General features: G+C 60.8%; 13 protein-coding genes. 2 read left to right on the forward strand and 11 right to left on the reverse strand.

What is annotated here, in order from left to right:
• Nucleotides 1–14: 14 nt before the first annotated feature.
• On the reverse strand, nucleotides 15–1,151 hold the full coding sequence (gene cyoA / locus ACODTZ_RS02230) for a ubiquinol oxidase subunit II (protein WP_112435222.1): 1,137 nt from the start codon (nucleotides 1,149–1,151) through the stop codon (nucleotides 15–17).
• Nucleotides 1,152–1,537: 386 nt separating this feature from the next.
• Between cyoA and ACODTZ_RS02235 the strand changes: the two genes are divergently transcribed.
• Complete coding sequence (locus tag ACODTZ_RS02235; RefSeq protein ID WP_112435221.1) at nucleotides 1,538–2,869, forward strand: MFS transporter; 1,332 nt, start codon at nucleotides 1,538–1,540, stop codon at nucleotides 2,867–2,869.
• 83 nt (nucleotides 2,870–2,952) lie between these two features.
• Here the strand turns inward: ACODTZ_RS02235 and ACODTZ_RS02240 are convergent, their stop codons facing one another.
• From ACODTZ_RS02240 to ACODTZ_RS02285, 10 genes are all read right to left on the reverse strand, one after another.
• Entirely contained in the window at nucleotides 2,953–3,420 is a 468-nt protein-coding gene (locus tag ACODTZ_RS02240; protein ID WP_018901196.1) for a cyclic nucleotide-binding domain-containing protein, read from the reverse strand.
• Nucleotides 3,421–3,514: 94 nt separating this feature from the next.
• Entirely contained in the window at nucleotides 3,515–6,229 is a 2,715-nt protein-coding gene (locus ACODTZ_RS02245) for an ABC transporter ATP-binding protein (RefSeq protein WP_112435220.1), read from the reverse strand.
• 185 nt (nucleotides 6,230–6,414) lie between these two features.
• On the reverse strand, nucleotides 6,415–7,551 hold the full coding sequence (locus ACODTZ_RS02250) for a glycosyltransferase family protein (protein ID WP_489023409.1): 1,137 nt from the start codon (nucleotides 7,549–7,551) through the stop codon (nucleotides 6,415–6,417).
• Nucleotides 7,548–8,795, reverse strand: coding sequence for a glycosyltransferase family 4 protein (locus tag ACODTZ_RS02255; RefSeq protein ID WP_489024762.1), 1,248 nt, complete (start codon nucleotides 8,793–8,795; stop codon nucleotides 7,548–7,550). The genes ACODTZ_RS02250 and ACODTZ_RS02255 overlap by 4 nt, the downstream gene beginning before the upstream one ends.
• 11 nt (nucleotides 8,796–8,806) lie before the next feature.
• Nucleotides 8,807–10,015, reverse strand: coding sequence for a glycosyltransferase family protein (locus tag ACODTZ_RS02260; RefSeq protein WP_047504158.1), 1,209 nt, complete (start codon nucleotides 10,013–10,015; stop codon nucleotides 8,807–8,809).
• Nucleotides 10,016–10,100: 85 nt separating this feature from the next.
• A complete protein-coding gene (locus ACODTZ_RS02265) occupies nucleotides 10,101–11,273 on the reverse strand; it encodes an ABC transporter permease (protein WP_489023411.1) in 1,173 nt (390 codons plus the stop codon).
• On the reverse strand, nucleotides 11,273–12,271 hold the full coding sequence (locus ACODTZ_RS02270; RefSeq protein WP_047504155.1) for an ABC transporter permease: 999 nt from the start codon (nucleotides 12,269–12,271) through the stop codon (nucleotides 11,273–11,275). Before ACODTZ_RS02270 ends, ACODTZ_RS02265 begins: the two co-directional genes overlap by 1 nt.
• 3 nt (nucleotides 12,272–12,274) lie before the next feature.
• Nucleotides 12,275–14,185 (reverse strand): ABC transporter substrate-binding protein, encoded by a 1,911-nt coding sequence (locus ACODTZ_RS02275; RefSeq protein WP_489023413.1) that lies wholly within the window; start codon nucleotides 14,183–14,185, stop codon nucleotides 12,275–12,277.
• Nucleotides 14,179–16,077 carry an ABC transporter ATP-binding protein gene (locus tag ACODTZ_RS02280; RefSeq protein WP_489023414.1) on the reverse strand — a complete coding sequence of 633 codons (1,899 nt, stop codon included), beginning with the start codon at nucleotides 16,075–16,077 and terminating at the stop codon, nucleotides 14,179–14,181. The genes ACODTZ_RS02275 and ACODTZ_RS02280 overlap by 7 nt, the downstream gene beginning before the upstream one ends.
• A 148-nt stretch (nucleotides 16,078–16,225) precedes the next feature.
• Nucleotides 16,226–17,569, reverse strand: a complete 1,344-nt coding sequence (locus ACODTZ_RS02285; RefSeq protein WP_489023416.1) for an adenylate/guanylate cyclase domain-containing protein — start codon at nucleotides 17,567–17,569, stop codon at nucleotides 16,226–16,228.
• Nucleotides 17,570–17,998: 429 nt separating this feature from the next.
• Here ACODTZ_RS02285 and ACODTZ_RS02290 point away from each other — a divergent pair, with 429 nt between their 5' ends.
• Entirely contained in the window at nucleotides 17,999–19,339 is a 1,341-nt protein-coding gene (locus ACODTZ_RS02290) for a nucleotide sugar dehydrogenase (protein ID WP_489023417.1), read from the forward strand.
• The last annotated feature ends 7 nt before the right edge of the window (nucleotides 19,340–19,346 follow it).

The following is a 19,346-nucleotide window of genomic DNA, read 5'->3' on the forward strand; positions in this document are numbered from 1 at the left end:
AGCGCCAGGTTGAATTATTTGGTCGCAGCAGGCGCGCTCGCGTCGGACGACGGCATGGTATGGCCGTCGTGCTGCATGGTCGTACCGGACATGGTCATGCCGGGCATGTTTTCCATGTTGTCGGCGCCATGGGCGGGGGCATCGCCTGCGGCAGCTGGTTCGGGAAGGTGGATGCCGTCGATCGGCTCACCATCGAATTTCAGCTTGTCGCGATTCTCGTGGCTTTCCTTGCCGGCGCCGCCCATCATGTCGATGTGCATCATTTCGCTCATGCACATTTTGCCGGGGGTGGCGCACATGTTCAGGATCGCGGTGTAGAGATCCTTGTCGGCGGTGGCGAAGTAGCGAACCGGCTCGCGCTCGCTCGGACGTTCGAGCTTGAGATAGGCGTCGCGGTTCAGCGCGGTGCCCTGGTTCTTGACCTGAGCCACCCAGCTTTCGAAGCCCTGCTGGTTCATGCCATGGAACTTGAAGCGCATGTGGGAGAAGCCGGCGCCGCTATAGTTCGCGGAGAAACCGTCGTACACGCCTTCCTTGTTGATGACAGCGTGCAGCTTGGTCTGCATGCCGGGCATCGCGTAGATCTGGCCAGCGAGTGCGGGGATATAGAACGAGTTCATCACGGACGACGCGGTGATCTCGAAGTTGATCGGAACGTCGACCGGAGCCGCCAGTTCGTTGACGGTTGCGATGCCCAGTTCCGGGTAGAAGAACAGCCATTTCCAGTCGAGAGCGACGACCTGGACGGTCAGGGGCTTTACGTCGGCGGGAATCGTGCGTTCCGCATCGATGCGGTCGAGCGGACGATACGGATCGAGCTTGTGCGTGGTGATCCAGGTGATCGCACCAAGCACGATGATGATCGCGAGCGGAGCGGACCAGATGACCACTTCGAGACGCGTGGAATGATGCCATTCCGGATCGTACGTGGCGGAGGTGTTCGACTGGCGGTAGCGCCAGGCGAAGAACAGCGTCAGACAAATCACCGGGATGATGATCAACAGCATCAGCAGGACTGATACGATGATCAGGTCTCGCTGTTGCATGGCGATATCGCCGGAAGGCGACATGACCACCAGGTTACATCCTGCGAGCATGAAAAACAGCGGCAGAATGACGAGATGGCGGGAAAACTTTGACAGCTTTTGCACGTCGTTATTGCTCTTTTTGTTTCGTCCGATCCACGACTAAAGCACTATAACTTGTAGCAACATGAGGTGTTTGGTCGCAGCGCAGCAGAATTGCCGCAGTGCGGGATACGACGGAGCGCGTGCGATGTCAAAAACTTGAAGCGGCGAAAAGAGGCATTTTTTGCACGCCGCCGCATTCGTGCAACTATATATCCCCGAACGGCCCTTCGACCACCGTTCAGGGTCTTATTTTAGCGCTCACGCGCACATTTCTTCACGCGGCGCTAATTTTCGAAGGCGGTCATAAACTATTTCTGCATTCCACCCTTGATAAGCACGACAGTTAGTTCAAAATCTTACCTGAGACGCTTTGCCGCAAGCGTCTTAACGAGGGAGGCGTTTTGAATATGGCTACTGTGACTAACTATGGTCCTTCGTCTACGTCGATGGAACGTGACGCAAGACAAATTCATGCTGATAAGCCGGTTTCGCCGGGCAGCATTGCAATCGGTGTCGTCATTGGACGCACATCCGAATTCTTTGATTTCTTCGTCTACGGGCTGGCCTCGGTGCTGGTCTTTCCGCAACTTGTCTTTCCGTTCGCGCCGGACAGGTTGACAGCAACACTTTATTCCTTTGCAATCTTTTCGCTTGCATTCTTGGCACGTCCCGTTGGCTCGGTGGTCTTCATGACGATCGACCGCCTGTATGGCCGCGGCACAAAGCTCACCATCGCCCTTTTCCTGCTCGGTGGATCCACGGCATCCATCGCGTTTCTGCCGGGCTACAATGAGATCGGCGTCTGGTCGATTGCGCTTCTGGCGCTGTTCCGATTGGGGCAGGGCTTCGCGCTCGGTGGCGCATGGGATGGCCTGGCGTCACTTCTGGCGCTGAACGCGCCGAAGAATCACCGCGGATGGTACGCGATGATCCCGCAGCTCGGCGCGCCCATCGGCTTTGCGCTGGCGAGCCTGCTGTTCGGCTATTTCGTCGCCAATCTGTCGTCGGAGGACTTCCTCAGCTGGGGCTGGCGCTATCCGTTCTTCGTCGCTTTCGCCATCAACGTCGTCGCGCTCTTCGCGCGGCTGCGCCTGGTGATGACGACGGAATTCGGCACGGCGCTGGAACAGCACGAGCTCGAAGCCGCCCCGATTCGCGATGTCGTGCGCATCCACGGTCGCGATATTCTGATCGGCGCCTTCGTGCCGCTGGCAAGCTTCGCGATGTTCCACCTCGTCACGATCTTCCCGCTGGGCTGGATGAGCCTCTACGGCGACCAGCCGATCGGCGCCTTCATGCTGGTGCAGACCGTCGGTGCCATGGTCGGCATCTTGGCGATCATCGCGTCGGGCCTGATGGCCGACCGTATCGGTCGGCGCGGGCAGCTCGCGGTTTGCGCGGTGCTGATTGCGATCTTCAGCTTCGTCGGCCCGATCATGCTGGGCTCGGGGTCGAATGGCCACGATGCCTTCGTGATCATCGGCTTCGGCGTCCTCGGCCTGTCCTTCGGCCAGGCCACGGGTTCCATCTCGTCGCGCTTCGGCCGGGGATACCGCTACACAGGCGCGGCGTTCACGTCCGACCTGGCGTGGCTCGTCGGCGCCGGCTTCGCGCCGCTCGTGGCACTCAGCCTGTCCAGCCGCTTCGGCCTGACCTTCGTTGGCTACTACCTGCTGTCGGGTGCCATCTGTACGCTGGCCGCCCTGGCCTTCAGCCGCGCGCTCGAGCAGCGTGACTGATTGATTGGCGCAACAAAGAAAGCCCGCCTGAACTGACGTTCGGGCGGGCTTTTTGCGTTTCCGTATAGGCTGAAAGAGGTGGCCTAGTTCACCGGCTCCGGCTTCTTTGCAGCGCGGGCGGCGGTCAGTTCGGCGGTCGTGTGGTTCAGGCGGTCCGCGAGGACGCGCATGATCTCGACGGCCATCTCGGGAAAATCGCTCAACAGCTTGAGGAAATGCTCCTTGCTGATCCGCAGCACTTCAAGCGCCGACGTGGCGCGAACGGTTGCGGTACGTGAGACGTCGCAGAGGATCGCGATCTCACCGACGATCGAATTGGGATCGACATCGGCGACCTTGATGTCGCCGGCCGGAGAGCGAACGAGAATGTCGGCTGTCCCCGAGAGCACCACATAGGCTGCGTCCCCTGGGTCGCCTTGCCGGAACAGATCCTGACCGGCGCTATATGTCATGCGGTCCGAGGTGAAGGCCAAAAGTTTGAGCTTGGCTGGTGCAATCCGTGAAAAGATCGGCACGCGCCGTAGCATCTCGACTTCGTCTCTAAGCAGCATGAGCTTATTTTCTCCCTGCGCGCTCGTGGCACGCTTGCTAGAATGACGTGCGTCCTTTTTGGCAGGACGTCACTTTTGTAGCCCCTGTAGAATATTACGATAACAGTTCCTTGAACATCCCGTTCTGTTCGGAAAGTTCCGGAAAATTGCCGGCCTCGACCAGGCTTCCTCGGTCGAAAAGCAGGATCCGATCGAAAAGGGCGGCCAGTCTGGCGTTCGAAAGAACCCAGACGATCGCCGGTCGCTCGCCCTCGTGATGCAGCTCGTTGACGAGGTTGTTGGTGATCTGGTCCTGCACGCGCTGGTCCAGCGCCGACAGCGGCCGGTTGAGAATGATGTAGTCCGAACGCCGGAGCAGCGTTCTTGCCAGGTTCAGCTTCTGGCGCTGAACCATCGTCAATCGCTTGCCGCCGGAGCCGACGTCGAACTCAAGACCGATCGACAGGACGTCGTCGAAGAGATCGAGCGTTTCGAAGAGGCCGACCATGATCGACCGGATGCTTTCCGACGCGTCGGCGCGCTGGTAGGCGATGCGGCCGAACAGAACATTATCCATCAGGCTCGCCGACGAGATGAAGTGCTCGGGGTCGTAGCGCTCGATGACGGCGGCGAGATCATCCGGAATATTCTCATGGAACTGCTTGCGCGCGCTGACGATCTTGGCCGTCAACTCGTCGGTCAGGAGGCCGAAGCGGTGGCGAGGTTCGATATAGGCGAAGCTCAGGCGGATGATGGCCGAGCGCTCTTCCGGCGTCGCGTCGTCGAACTTCCGGCTGCTCAGCTTCTGCAACAGCGCCTGATAGGTCGGAATGTCGTCCGCCGTCATGAAAGTCAGCTGCTGGAAGAATGGGTGGTCCGGCGGCAGGTCGTGGAAGAGTTCGACCGCATTCTCGGCGATCTCCAGGCCCATGGCGTAGAGGTCGTTGCTCAGTCCCGTTTCCCGGAAGAGTGTCTGGAAATAAGGATGCGCCGCCAGGCGCCTGTTGTTCATAATCGGCCGCTTCATGGAGCCAAAAAGCAGGTTCTCGCCGACGGTCGCCTGCGCGTTGTAGCTATCGAAGTCGAAGGGAACGACGATATTGCCGAGTTCCGACTGCTGCATCTTTTCGCGCAGCGCGGCGCGCAGATCGACGATATGTTCGGCAAGCTTGGTGTGGACGTGCGTGTCGACAGTCGAGCGCAGCGCGAGGTCGAGAATGTCCTCGGTGATCAGCACGGCGTCGAGAGCCGGGCGCATGGCCGTCAGGATATCGCCTGGACCGGTGGCGCCGGCCGCGCGGTAGTCCACCCAGTCGCTGTTCGGATCGAGCGTCGGGTTGCCGGCCTTGATCGCTTCGGCGGCATGCCATTTCGCTTCCTGGGCCGTCTGCTCGTCGTATTCGGGATCCTTCAGCGGCGCGTGCTTCAGGCCATAAAGAAGGTTGTCGCGCAGCGTTCCCTGGAAGAAGTAGAGATCGGACGAGGCATAGGAAATCCGGCGGCCCGAAACCGATTCCGGCAGTTCCAGCAGGTCCTTTCCGTCGATGGTGATACGGCCCGAGTTGGGCCAGACCACGCGGCCGAGCGCCTCGGCAAATGCTTCCGCGCCGCTCGAATTGGGCCCAACGACAGCCACCGTCTCGTTCGGCTTGATTTCGACCGAGACGTGATCGATCAGCTTGGCGCCGCTGTCGTCGCTGACGGCAAGGTTGGTCACGACGATCGGTGCAGCCAAGGCCGCGACATCTTCTATGGCGACCTTGTGGATGCTGTCGTCGATCAGCGGCTCGACATTGAACTGCTCGTAGACCTGCTGGTACTTGACCTGCACGTCCTGGCGCATCTGGTCCCAGTCGATCAGTTCCTTCAGCGGGCCCGGAAGATCCTTGTAGGCGCTGATGACGGCCACCAGCTGCCCGATATCAAGCCGGCCTTGGAGCGCCAAATAACCGCCGATCGCGTAGAACAGGAACGGCGTTACCTGCGCCAGGAAGTTGTTCAAGAACTTGACCAGGAACTTCCACTGATAAAGATCGTAGCGGATCGAGAAGATGAGACCGAGGCGCGCGGCGATGTCAGCACGTTCGAGGTTCGATGTGTCGTTGCCGTGGATCGTGCCGATGCCGTCGACGATCTCGCCGACGCGGCCGGAAAGCTCGCGCGCCGTCAGCTGGCGCTGGCGGCCGAGTTCCAACAGTCGCTTGCGCATGCGGGGAATGACGACGGCCTGAACACCGACGATCGCAGCCGCGATCATGCCCAGCCAGAAGTTCTGCACGATGATGAAGGCGAGGGCCGTCAGCGCCTGGCCGCCGAGTAGGGCGGGCGAGACGAAGGCATCCCCGGTGAAGCCGCCCATGGGCTCCACTTCGTCCTTGATCATGGTGGCGATTTCAGCGGACTTCACGCGCTTGAAGTGATTGGGCGGGAAGCGCAGAACACGGTCGATCAGCTGAAAGCGGATACGCCGCAGCATGCGCTCGCCGAGCCGGCCCTTGTAGGTGTTGATGTAAAACTTGAAGAGACCGTTGAGCACCACGAGCGCCAGGAAAACCAGGCTGAGCGCCATCAGCATCTGCTCGCGCCCGAGCTGGATGCCCTGGAAGATCTCCACCTTTCCGATCAACGGAAACGTGTAGGACAGATGCATGAAGGTCTGCGTGGCGCCTTCACCCTCGAAGCCGGAGCCCTGAATAGGTCCGTTGACGATCTGCTTGGGCAGGTCGAACGACAGGAAGTAGGGCACCATAGAGAGCGCGACGACCGCCAGAATCCAAAGCTGCTGCAGCCGCGTGTTCGACCAGATGTAGCGCGCGAGGCTTTTTTCCATTGCTAACCGTCGATTGTCTGGAAAATTTGAGACATCAATCCTGCACGAGAGGGCGGTGGTACCGAGAACAGGATCATGCTACCGGATCGCTCAATAAAAACAACGCGAAGCGACGTGTATTGCTGGACACCGATTCACGCGAGAGTCTGTTTTATATCACATGATTTTCATAAAGGGCGAGAGTTTCACGCGAGCATAGCGCGAATGATTTCGGCCGTTCGTCTCGCGCCTTCAAGGTCGATATCAATGCTGGTGGTGCGCTTTGGGGCCGCAAGTGCTGCACTCACCGCCGCCGCCACATGATCCGCCGTCAACCCTTTTTCAGGCAGCAACTCTGCCAATCCCAGCATGGCAAGGCGCTCGGCCCTGACGGTCTGCTCCGTCTCCCCGCCCGCGACGAACGGGATCAGGATCGGCCGGCAATCGGTCCGCATGAGGTCGCCCACTGTGTTGTAGCCAGCCTGCGAAATGGACACGCGCGCGGCGCCAAGCAGCGAGGGGAAATCCTTTCGGAACCGGACGAGCGTGACATTGGACGGGATCGCTTGCGACAGCGCCGCGAAATCCGCCTCCGGCAGGTTCGGGCCGCTGATCAGCAGCCAACGCAGATCGATCGGCAGCATCTTCGCGGCTTCACCGGCTGCGTTCAACAGCTCCATCCCAACCGCGCCGCCGCCGGCGGAGGCGATGATGTCGAACGTCTCCGATGCCTGCTCAGGCGGAGGCGGCGCAACGATCCCGGTGTAGGAGACCTTGTCGGCGATATCCGCCGTCAGCGGGAATGTGTCTTCGAGCCGGACGAAATCGGGGTCGCCGTGAACGAGCACGCCATCGAAATGCGCCCGCACCAGACCGACGGTTTCGGCGTCGCGCCCAGCCTTGCGGTTCTCCTGCAAGATGTCGCGCACCGAGCTCAACAGCTTCGGTCGCGGGTTCGACGTTTCGATCGCTTCGATCAAAGGCAGAAGCTCGAAACGCATCTGCCTGCGCCCAAACGGAAAAGCCTCGATAATGACGACGTCGGGGCGCGCATCGTGAAACGCCTGCAGCAGCAGATCGCGGCGGCGGTCGAGGAAATCCTGGTCGACCGCAATGCCGCGTTCATCTGCGAGGCCGGAGAAGCCGGCGTTGCTGGCCACCACCGGCGGCAATGCCACCGTCTTCAAGCTCGCCGCCGGGAAGCCCGCGACGGGCAGGCCGCCGGTCACGACGGTGACATCGAAGCCGTCATTCTGCAGGGCATTGGCGATGCGGCTTGCGCGCGCGATGTGGCCGATGCCGAGCAGGTGCTGAACGTAAAAGAAAACCTTCGGAGCGCTCATGATGCTTTCTGCCACTCCTGTTGGAACAGCTGGCTGAGCTGAACGATGCTGGCATTGTAGTCGAAGTGGCTGCGCACGCGCATCTCGGCGGCGTCGCCCAACCTTTGCCGCAAGACGGGATCGCGAATGGCTGCCTCAAGCGCCTTCGCCAGCGCCTGGGGATTATCGGGTTCGACCAGCAGGCCATTTTCGCCATCAACCAGCAGCTCCGGCACGCCGGATACCGAGGTTGAGATACAAGGCAGACGCTGGCTGGATGCCTCGACGAGAACGTTCGGCAATCCGTCACGATCGCCATTGGCCGCGATGCGGCAGGCGAGAGCGAAGAGGTCGGCGCGGCGGTAGTGATCGAGGACTTCTTCCTGGGCGAGCGCGCCCTTCCAGGTGATGCGCTCGGAGAGCTTGAGTTCGCTCGCCAGCGCCTTCAGCTTGGCCAGCTCATCACCGCCGCCGATATGCTCGAAACGCCAGTTCAGATCGCTGGGCAGGAGCGCAAGCGCACGCAGCAAGGTGTCGTAGCCCTTCTTCTCCACCGCGCGCCCGACGCTGAGCAGAAAGACGGGTTTCGTCGGGTCGCTGCCATCCTGGCCGGATCGCTTGCCGGCGAAATGGCCGAAGCGCGCGAGATCGAGGCCGTGATAGCTGAGATGCACCGCATCCTTGCGTGGTGTCAGCGTGCGCATGTGCTGGTAGCCGTTTCGGGTGCAGGTCACGGCCCAGCGGGCGCTGGAAAGCTTTTCGGTCAGCTCCCAGTCGGGCGATGTCCAGATGTCCTTGGCATGTGCCGAGCAAGTCCACGGCACGCCGGTCAAAAGGCTCGCATATTCTGTGACGGAGGCGGGCGTGTGGATGAAATGCGCGTGCAACCACTCTCCGCCGTCGGGCCATTCATGGGCGAGCACCATGGCCTGGCCGAGCCGGCGAAAGCGATTGCGCGAGATATCTCGCGGCAGATCCTTGAAGAAGCGCTTCATCAGCGCGCCGAAGCCCGGCTTCCTTAAGCTGGCGAATAGCCCCTTCAGCACACGCACCGGCTCTTCGTGCAGATATTCCGGCAGGTAGACGACCCGCGCCTTGATCTCGTCATGGACGGGATGGCGCTTCTTGTCGGTTGGGCGGCGCATGGAGATCAGGGTCAGGTCGAACCCGGCCTTCTCTAGCCCCAGCAATTCCTGCGCGATGAAGGTTTCCGAAAGGCGTGGGTAGCCCTTCAAGACGACAAGCAATTTCCGGCGTGGCGGCAATGATACGACTTTCACTCGGCGCCGACGACGGAAAGGTGGCGGCCACGGTTGTCGAGCCAGCTGCCGACTGTCTCGGAGATATGGTTGAGGCCCTCAAGCCGCATGTTGGAGCCGCTCATCGAGGGCGGCTGGCGGTGTGGCAGGCGCTTCAGCGCGTCTGCCATGACGGCGGCGTCGGCCGACGCTTCCGGCAGGAGCATCTCGACGAGGCCGAGGTCGCTGGCGCGTTGCGCGCGCAACAACTGCTCCTCACGCGGCTTGACGCGGGGCACGATCAGCGCCGGCTTGTCGAAGGAGAGGATTTCGCAATAGGTGTTGTAGCCGCCCATCGCCACAACGCCGGCAGCACCCGCGATCAGTTCTTCCATGTTGTTGTCGAACTCGATCACCTGGATATAGGGGATCTTCGACCCCTTCTGGACCAGCGTCGTGCGTTCGGCAGCAGGCATATAGGGGCCGAGCACGACCAGCGCTTTCTGCTGCAAGGTTGGGTCCTGCTCGTAGGCATTCATTACGTCGTGGACCAGATCGGAGCCATCGCCGCCGCCGCCTGTCGTGACGAGAATATAATCGTCGCTGCGGGCATTGATCGAGGTCTTGTTGGCCGAAACGCTGCGCTGCAGAAAGCCGACGAAGTCCATCTTGCGCCGAACACTGGCGGGCACATCGAGGCCGACAAGCGGGTCGTAGAAATCAGGCGGGCCATAGACCCAGATCGAATCGTAATATTGATCGATCTTCTGCATCACGCCGTTCTTCTTCCACTCGGCGTCGAGCAGGTGAGGGGCGTCCATGATCTCGCGCAGGCCGAGCACCAGTGTCGTGCCGCGCGCCTTCAGATAGTTGAGCGTCTCCTCGACCTCGCCCTTCAGTCCCATCGGCTCCTTGTCTACGATGAAGATGTCGGGCTGGAACGTCTCGGCCGTGTGGCGGATGATCGATTCACGCATCTTCAGCGTATCCTGAAGATCGATATGGCTTGCCATCGACGTGTATTCGCCGTTGCGCAGCTTGATGACGCTCGGGACCTTCACGAAGTCGACGCGGGCGCGATAGTCGAACGCACCGGCGATCGTCGCGCCTGAAATGATCAGGATGTTCAGGCCGCGATAATCCTCGACCAGGGCATGCGCAATAGTGCGACAGCGGCGCAGATGGCCGAGCCCGAACGTGTCGTGGCTATACATGAGGATGCGTGCGTCTTCCAGGCGCCGGGCCATGGACATTCCTTCCGGGCTATACATCATCTAGCACCGCCGCTTTCAACGACGCTTGCGACGGATCACGGTGGATCGCCGCAGGCCGTTATTTGTAGGGATCAGCCGCATCGCGCAACCCGTCTCCCAGAAAGTTGAACGCCAAAATCACCAAGACCACAGGTATAATCGGGAAAAGCAACCACGGATAGAACGCAATAACACTTACGCTCTTGGCTTCCGTCAGCAGAATGCCCCAGCTGGTAATCGGCGGGCGCAGGCCAAGCCCGAGGAAGCTCAGCGCGGTCTCGCCCAGGATCATGCTCGGAATGGAAATTGTTGCCGAGGCGATCAGGTGCGACATGAAGCCCGGCACGAGATGCCGCCCGATCACGCGCGAAGTGCTGGCGCCCATCAGCTGGGCAGCCTGCACATAATCTTCCTCGCGCAATGCCAGCAGCTTGGAGCGCACGGCGCGCGCCAGACCGGTCCAGTCGATAATGCCGAGAATGATGGTGATGCCGAAATAGATGACGAGGGGGCTCCACGTCACCGGCATGATCGCCGCCAGCGCCATCCATAGCGGCAGGCTCGGGAGCGATTGCAGCACTTCGATCAGACGTTGCACGATCAGGTCGAACACGCCGCCACGATAGCCCGCAAGGCCGCCGATGACGATGCCGAGGCAGAAGCTGATCGAGATGCCGATCAGGCCGATCGTCAGCGAGATGCGGGCACCGTAGAGAATGCGCGAAAGCACGTCGCGTCCCAGACGGTCGGTCCCGAGCAGAAACATCTGTCCGCCCTCGGCAGGGCAGACCATATGCAGGTTCGAATCGAACACGCCCCAGAACTTGTAGGCGTCGCCGCGGCAGAAGAAGCGGATCGGCTGCACATCATCAGGCTTGTCGCTGTAGAGCCGGTGCAGCGTATCCATATCCAGCGACATGGTGCGGCCATAGACGAACGGCCCGACGAACTTGCCGTCATTGAAAAAGTGCACACGTTGCGGCGGCGAATGGATGAAATCGACGTTCTTGGTGTGCAGCCCATAGGGCGCCACGAATTCCACGACGATGATCATCAGGTAGACGGCGATCAGGAAGATCGCCGAGGCCAGCGCCAGGCGGTGCTGCTTGAATTTCCACCACATGAGCTGCTTTTGCGAAGCAAGGTGGATGCGCGATTGCGCCGCCGTCATCGTTTCGGTGGCCATCGGGTCGAATGGCGCGGTCGAGACATAGTGCGGCATCGGTGCGCCGGGTGGGGGCAAGGGCGACATTATTTGGTGCTCCTGCCTTGCAGGCGAATACGCGGGTCGAGGAAGCCGAGAGCGATGTCCGATATCAGCACGCCGATGACATTCAGGAAGGCCAGAAACATCAGGAACGAGCCGGCGAGATACATGTCCTGGCTCTGCAGCGCCTTGATCAGCATCGGGCCGGTGGTCTCAAGCGACAGCACGATCGCGACGATTTCCGCGCCCGATATGATCGAAGGCAGGATCGAGCCGATATCGGCGACGAAGAAGTTCAGCGCCATGCGCAGCGGATATTTGAGCAGTGCGCGCAGCGGATGAAGGCCCTTGGCGCGCGCAGTCACGACATATTGCTTCTGCATCTCATCGAGCAGATTGGCGCGAAGTCGTCGGATCATGCCAGCAGTACCCGCTGTGCCGACGATGATCACGGGGATCCACAGATGCGAGAGGATCGATCTGGCTTTCTCCCAGCTCATCGGCTCGGCGAGATATTTCTGGTCCATCAAATGGCCGATCGACACCCCGAACCAGATGTTGGCGAAATACATGAGGATCAGCGCCAGCATGAAGTTCGGAATGGCGATTCCGAGCAGGCCGAACAGCGTCAGGCCATAGTCGCCCCAGCTATACTGATGGGTGGCGGAATAGATGCCGATCGGGAAGGCGATCAGCCAGGTCAAAAGGATAGTGGCGAAAGAGACCAGAATGGTCAGCCACAGCCGGTCGCCCACCACTTCGGAGACCGGGAGTTGGTATTCGAACGAATAGCCGAAGTCGCCATGCAGCATGCCGCCGACCCAGTAGAAATAGCGGACCACGGCCGGCTTGTCGAAACCGTACTGTTTCCTGAGTTCCTCGATCTCCTGCAGGTTGGCGTTCTCGCCCTGCGCGCGCAATTCGGCGATCTGGCTTTCGAAGAAGTCGCCAGGCGGCAGTTCGATGATGGTGAAGACCAGCGCCGAGATGATGAACAGCGTGGGCACCATGGCGGCGATGCGCCAGAGGATATATCTCAACATCGCTCAGGCCTCCTTGAACCAGAAGGTGTCTGGCATGTAGATGCCGAGATAGGATGTCGGGTCAAAGCCATAGAGGCCCTGCTCCGGCACGTTCTGTAATTTCGCCGATTTCAGAATGGGTTGCAGCGTACTGTTGATCAATCCGATCGAGAAGACCTGCTGCGTGTAGAGCGACAGCATTTGGTGCCAGATCGCCTGGCGTTCCTCGAAGTGAGAGGTCGCGCCCCAATGGCTGAGCAAGCTGACCAGCTGTTCGGCTTCCGGCAGATCAGGCGCCGTTCCGGCCTGCCCGGCTGACAAATGATACATTCCCCAGAGAGGCCATTGCAGCTGGTCGTCCATGGTCGGCGCCAGCTGGCTGGGCGACATGTCGGCGGTCGCCACGCCATTGTCGATGCCGAACCAGATCGACATCATGATGCGTCCGCTCATGGCGCGGTCACGGAAGACGTCGCGTTGCGAGGTGCGGGTGTAGAGCGCAATGCCAACCTCGCGCCAGTGATCGCGCACCAGTTCGAGCACGTCGGTATCGAGATTGCTCTCGCCGGCCGTTTCCACCGTGATCTCGGCGCGGCGCCCATCCGGCAGCAGGCGGATGTCTTCGCTGTCGCGCTGGGTCAGCCCCAGTTCGTCGAGCAGGCGGTTGGCTTCATCAGGATCATGGGCGATGAAGGCGTCGGCATATTCCTGCTTGAACAGCGGACTATCCGGCAGAACGGTGTCGGCGCTCGGTTTGCCGAGGCCGTAGAAAGCCACCATGTTGATCTCGTGCCTGTCGACCGCGAGCGAAAGCGCGCGCCGGAAGCTCGTCTCGCGGAAAAGCTTGCGCCAGACATCGTCGGCGCAGTTGAGGTTTGGCAGCAAGGCCACTCGCGAGCCACGCACCTGCTTCCAGAGATTGACCTTCACGGGGAAGCGCTTTTCGGCGTCCTTGAGATAGGTGTAATCGTTGAAGTCGACGCCGGTGGCCTGCAGGTCGGATTCACCCGCGCCCGCCTTGGCGGCGATGATAGAGGACGAGCTGACACCCATGATGAACCGGTCGATGTAAGGCAGCTGCACGCCGTTCTCGTCGATCCGATGGAAGAACGGATTGCGCACGAAGACGAACTGCTCGGCCGGCGGCGGCGTCGTGTTGACCCAGGGGTCGAGCGACGGCAGATCGGGATTCTCGGGTCGCGAGGCGCGCGACATCTTGATGTGCAGATCGGCCCATTTCTTGACCCGGTTCTGCTTCATCAGCGCGGACAGACGAAAGTCGTCCTGATACTTCTTGTGGAATTGCTTCAGATAATGCCCCGGCCCGTAGATGACCAACGGCAGCGGGCCGGCAAGCGCCGGCATGAAATTCGGGTTCGGCCGATCCCAGGTGTAGCGCACGGTCAGCGGATCAAGCACCTCGAAGCGCGGCAGGTTGCCATGCGGGCGAAGCTCCAGCGCGCCGCCTCCCGGCGTCAGGTCCTTGTTGAGGATGACGTCTTCCCACCAGTAGCGGAAATCATCCACCGTAAACGGTGACCCGTCGGACCAGCGATGTCCCTCGCGCAAATGGAAGGTGAAGACGGAGTCGTTTTCCGAGGTGAAGCCCATCAGGATGTCGGGCTGAAACTGCAGCTTGGTGTCGTAGCCGATCAGCCTGGAGTAGCCGTAGACCGTCATGTAGCGGATGTCTTTCGCGCTGCCGATGATGGTGCGCACGGTGCCGCCGTAAACGCCGGGCTGCCGCCCGGTGGCCTTCATGTTGATGATCCTCGGATGGGTCGGCAGGCGCTCCACCATCGGCGGGATGCGATCTGCACGCAGCCAGTCGCGCAGGAATTCGGGCTCGATATCCCGATCTCCCACTGCTTTCGCCAGTGATGGCGAAATCGCCGCGCCAACCAGTCCACCGATGAAACCACGACGCGTTACCATGCGCGCAACTCCCTAGCATCGGCGCCTTTTCGCGCGCGCACGAAATGCCCGTTGCCGAGATCGGCATAGTCGAGTTCCGATGCGTCGTCGTGCTCGGCGGTAAAGGTCACGCCCCAGTTCTGTTTGTCGGCCGCGCCGTTCTTGCGCAACGCCTCGAAGTCGAGCGGACGGTCGAGATCGGGGAAGGGGACGGCTGCCAGGAGCGATTTGGTGTAGGGGTGGACGGGATCGCGCAGGATGATCTCGCGCGGCGCGATCTCGACGATGCGTCCCTTGCACATCACCGCGATACGGTCGGCCATGTAATCGACCACGGCCAGATTGTGCGAAATGAACAGATAGGTGAGCCCGAGTTCCTTCTGAAGATCCTTCAGGAGATTGAGGATCTGCGCCTGGACCGAAACGTCGAGTGCCGAGACGGGCTCGTCGAGGATGATGAGCTTCGGTCCGAGTGCCAACGCACGCGCGATCCCGATCCGCTGGCGCTGGCCGCCGGAGAAGCTGTGCGGGTAGCGGTTGAGATAGCGCTTATCCAGCCCGATCGCGCCCATCAGCGCCTCGACCTTGCGATTGCGCTCCGCGCTGTCGCCGCGATCGTGGATCTCAAGCGGCTCGGAGAGGATGTTGCGCACAGTCATGCGCGGGGACAGCGACGACACCGGGTCCTGAAAGACCATCTGGATATTGGTGCGCAGCTCCTGCAGATCATCCCCTGTGACGGACAGAACATCGACGACATCCTTGCCGTCGTTGAAAATCACCGAGCCGCTGTCCGGCGCCATCGCCCGCATCAGGATCTTGCTGACGGTGGTCTTGCCGCAGCCGGATTCACCGACGAGGCCGAGGCATTCGCCGCGACGAATATCGAAGCTGACATCATCGACAGCGCGGACGCCCGCGTGATCGCGCATGCCGAACAGGCCGCGGTTGCGTGTCTTGAAGGTCTTCGTGAGATTATTGACCGACAACAACACTTCCGGTCCCTCGGCCGCCACCTTGGCCTTCTTCTTGCCGACGAGGGATTCGAGATTGACCGGAACGTCGCGCAGCGCTTTCAGCCGCTCGCCTTCCTTCATGTCGAAGTGCGGAACGGCGGCCATCAGGCCCTTGAGATAGGGGTGCTGCGGATTGCGGAAGATCGATTCCACCGGCCCGGCTTCCATGATCTCACCATGATAGATCACCACGACTTCGTCGGCCATGTTGGCGACGACGCCGAGATCGTGGGTGATCAGCAGCATCGCCATGCCGAGCTTGTGCTGCAGATCGCGCAGCAATTCGAGGATCTGCGCCTGGATCGTCACGTCGAGCGCGGTGGTCGGCTCGTCGGCGATCAACAGGGCTGGGTTGCAGATGAGCGCCATGGCGATCATGGCGCGTTGACGCATGCCGCCCGAGAGCTCGAAGGGGTACATGTCGAACGTGCGCTTGGGATTGGCGAAGCCGACGAGGCCGAGCATCTCTTCCGTCTTCTGCCGCGCTTCCTTCTTCGTCGCGTCCGTATGGATCAGCAGCGACTCGCTGATCTGGTTGCCAACCGTGTGCAGTGGCGACAGCGATGTCATCGGCTCCTGGAAAATGGTCGCCATACGTCGACCGCGCAGATCGCGCATCTCTTCGCTGTCGCGCGAATATTTCAGGATATCGGTGGCTTTACCATCAAGAGGGTCGGTGAAGAGAATGCTTCCCGATGCCTGCGCGGGGTTGGGCAGGATACCCATGATGCTCTGGCTGATGACCGACTTACCCGAACCGGACTCGCCAACCAGCGCCGTCACCTTGCCGGGCAAAATGCGCAAATTCGCGTTCTTTACGACACGCAGTTTGTCGCCGAAAACCGAGAAGGAGATATCCAGATTTTCGATGCGCAGCAGATCGGACGCGGACGCCATACCAATGAAATTCCCCAGTTTTCTTCGTTCCCGTTACGAAGACACTAGCGTACGGCAATCAGGGTGTCCAGTTGATGACGAACACATTGAAATTGGGGGCATTTCAGCATTTTTATCCGGCCATCCCCAGGCGGTCTGGCCGAAGCGGTTACTGCATGAACTTGTCGGCCGTTGGCGCCTTGGCATGCTTGCGCGCATCACGGTGTAGGAGGATGACCTGCTCTGCCTCCGACAGGGCGTCCTGGGGCACGTCGTGGAAGCTCTGCTCGGTATGCGGATGCGGGGCCGGCGCATGCGGCTGCAGCACCGTAATCTTCTGGCGCACTCCGCGCAGCTTTTCCTCACCCAGCGTCGTCCATTCTCCGCCGCAATAGCCGGCGAAGGCCTGGCTCGCGACGACCTCTCGCGAATATTTCTTGGTCAGCGATTGCAGCCGCTGGACCTCGTTGACAGCGGAGCCGAAGGCCGAAAATGTCAGCCTGTCCTTCAGGCCGACATTGCCGAACATGACGTTGCCGACATGCAGACCGATGCCGTAGGAAATCTTGCCGAGGCCATTGGCCTGCCGCTCGCTGTTGAGCTCGGCCACCCGCGATTGCGCCTGGTGAACGGCAGACAAGGCCGACTGACAGGCGATTTTCGACGGATCCTTGTGGCGGCCGCACGGGTAGACGGCAAGAAAGCCGTCGCCGATGAAGCTCAGGATCTCGCCACCATTGCGGTTGAAAGGTGCCGCGATCGCATCGAAGAACTGGTTCAGCGTATCGATGTAATTCTGCCGGCCCTCCTTCTCGGCATAGACCGTCGACTGGCGCATATCGCCCATCACGAGTGCGGCGCGGATGGTTTCGCCATCGCCGCGGCGGATCTGGCCGTTCAACACGCGCTTGCCCGCATCGCCGCCGAGATAGGTGGTCAGCATGTTATTGGCGAGCTTGCCGAGCACCGCCATCTTGGCTGCAACGGCGAGGTGGTTCTGCATGCGCAACAGGGCGTCGATCATGTCGTCGGAAAAGCCGGAATGGCTGTCGGTCGACCACGAGCCCATCATGCCCTGCACAGAGCCATCGCCGAAAGGCTGCACGAAGGCGAGATAATCGGTGATCCGCTCGGCGCGCAGATCGGCGAACACGGGAAACTCCACCGGTCCATCGGCCGGGATATGGCGTCGTATATGCTGCAGATTGTTGTCGAGGAGATAGTAATACGGGCTCTGCAGGAACCGATCAGGCTTCTGGCCGGCTGCATGGCGATACCCTTCGATCGTCACCCCGCTTGCCCGCCGCCAGGTGAAGCTCAGCGCATCGTACAGGGGATGCAGCATCGAAAAGGTCAGGTGGACACGCGCGATCGGAAGGCCGGCAGCCGCGATGCGCTCGCAAAAGCCGCGGACGATGTTTTCGAGATCGTCGCCGGCCAGCGACGAGTTCGTCAGCCACTCGGCAACACGGTCCAGTAGAATTGAAGAAACCCGAGTATCGATCGCGCCCATGCCTGCTAATATCCTCATAAGGCGCGTCACCCCCGAAAAAACGTCGGATAATCGTCCAGCCGCACCATGTGCGCCAGGCGAAATGAGGATGAACGAGCAGTATTATTGTGTCAACGATCCGCCACAGCGGCGGAGGTACCTGTCAGGCCACAGGTGAATATGGCCGGATAAGCTGCCTTTTGATGGTTGGTTATACACCCTAGATAGGTCCGCGATCCGCACGAGACAATGGGCGCGGACCAAATTCCGCTGCTCCGTCAAATGTCTGCGGGAGGCCGAGTCATTTTAGCAACACCGCGGCGAACAGCCTGCCAGATGACGCCGCGTGTTCACGTTCGCGTCAGTTGCCCAATATGCCGTTTGGCGGGTTTAATTCGCCGCGATCTTACACTAGATCAGAGTTCCTTTCTGTTTCAGGCGAGACCCGCTTTGCAAAGCACCTCTGTATTCGACGATCTTTCCAACAAGATCGAGACCCGCACGGCGCGCGCCGGCATCATCGGCCTCGGCTATGTCGGCTTGCCGCTCGCCATGGCGATCGCCCGTAGCGGCTTCTCGGTCACCGGCTTCGATGTCGATCCAAAGAAGATCGTCGCCATCGATGCGCGCAGCTCCTATATCGATGCGGTCACCAGCGCCGACCTGCAGGCTCAGATCGATGCCGGCCGCTTTGCCGCGACGACCGAATTTGCCGGCCTAGCCGAGTGCGACGTGATCGTTATCTGCGTGCCGACGCCGCTCACCAAGCACCGCGATCCGGACTTGTCCTTCGTCGAAGCGACATCGCGGACGATCGGCGAGCATCTCCGCAAGGGCCAACTCGTCGTGCTGGAATCGACGACATATCCTGGAACCACCGATGATGTGGTGAAGGTCATCCTCGAGAAGACCGGCCTGAAATCCGGAACCGATTTCTTCGTCGGCTTTTCGCCGGAACGCGAGGACCCCGGCAACCAGCATTTCAATACGGCCACGATCCCCAAGGTCGTCGCCGGCGACGGCGCCCAGGCTCTGTCGCTGATGTCGGCTTTCTATGGCGCTGCCGTGAAGACGGTGGTTCCGGTGTCGTCGAATGCGACCGCGGAAGCCGTCAAGCTGACGGAGAACATCTTCCGGTCGGTCAATATCGCCCTCGTCAACGAGCTGAAGACCGTCTACGCGGCGATGGGTATCGACGTCTGGGAAGTGATCGATGCGGCCAAGACCAAGCCGTTCGGCTACATGCCGTTCTATCCGGGACCAGGGCTGGGCGGTCACTGCATCCCGATCGATCCCTTCTACCTCACCTGGAAGTCGCGGGAATACGAACTTCCCACGCGTTTCATCGAGCTCGCCGGCGAAATCAACTCAGCGATGCCGCGCTATGTGGTCGGCAAGCTCGCCGAAGCGCTGGATATCCGTGTCGGCAAGGCGCTCAGCCGTTCGCGCGTTCTCATGATCGGCCTCGCCTACAAGAAAAATGTGGCCGACATTCGCGAGAGCCCGTCCTTGCGGCTGATCGAGGTGATCGAGGAACGTGGTGGCCACGCGGATTATCACGATCCGCATGTGCCGGAGATCCCATCCACGCGTGAGTACCAGGCGCTGAAGGGGCGTCAGTCCGTTGAACTCACCGACGAGGTGCTTGCAGGGTACGACGCGATCCTGATCGCAACGGATCACGACGGCGTCGACTACAAGCGCCTTGCCGAAAGCGGCGCGCTGATCGTCGACACGCGCAACGTCTTCGCGCGGCTCGGGATTACCGCCGAGACCATCGTCAAGGCGTGACTTCGTC

The organism is Rhizobium sp. FG113, assembly GCF_057809895.1.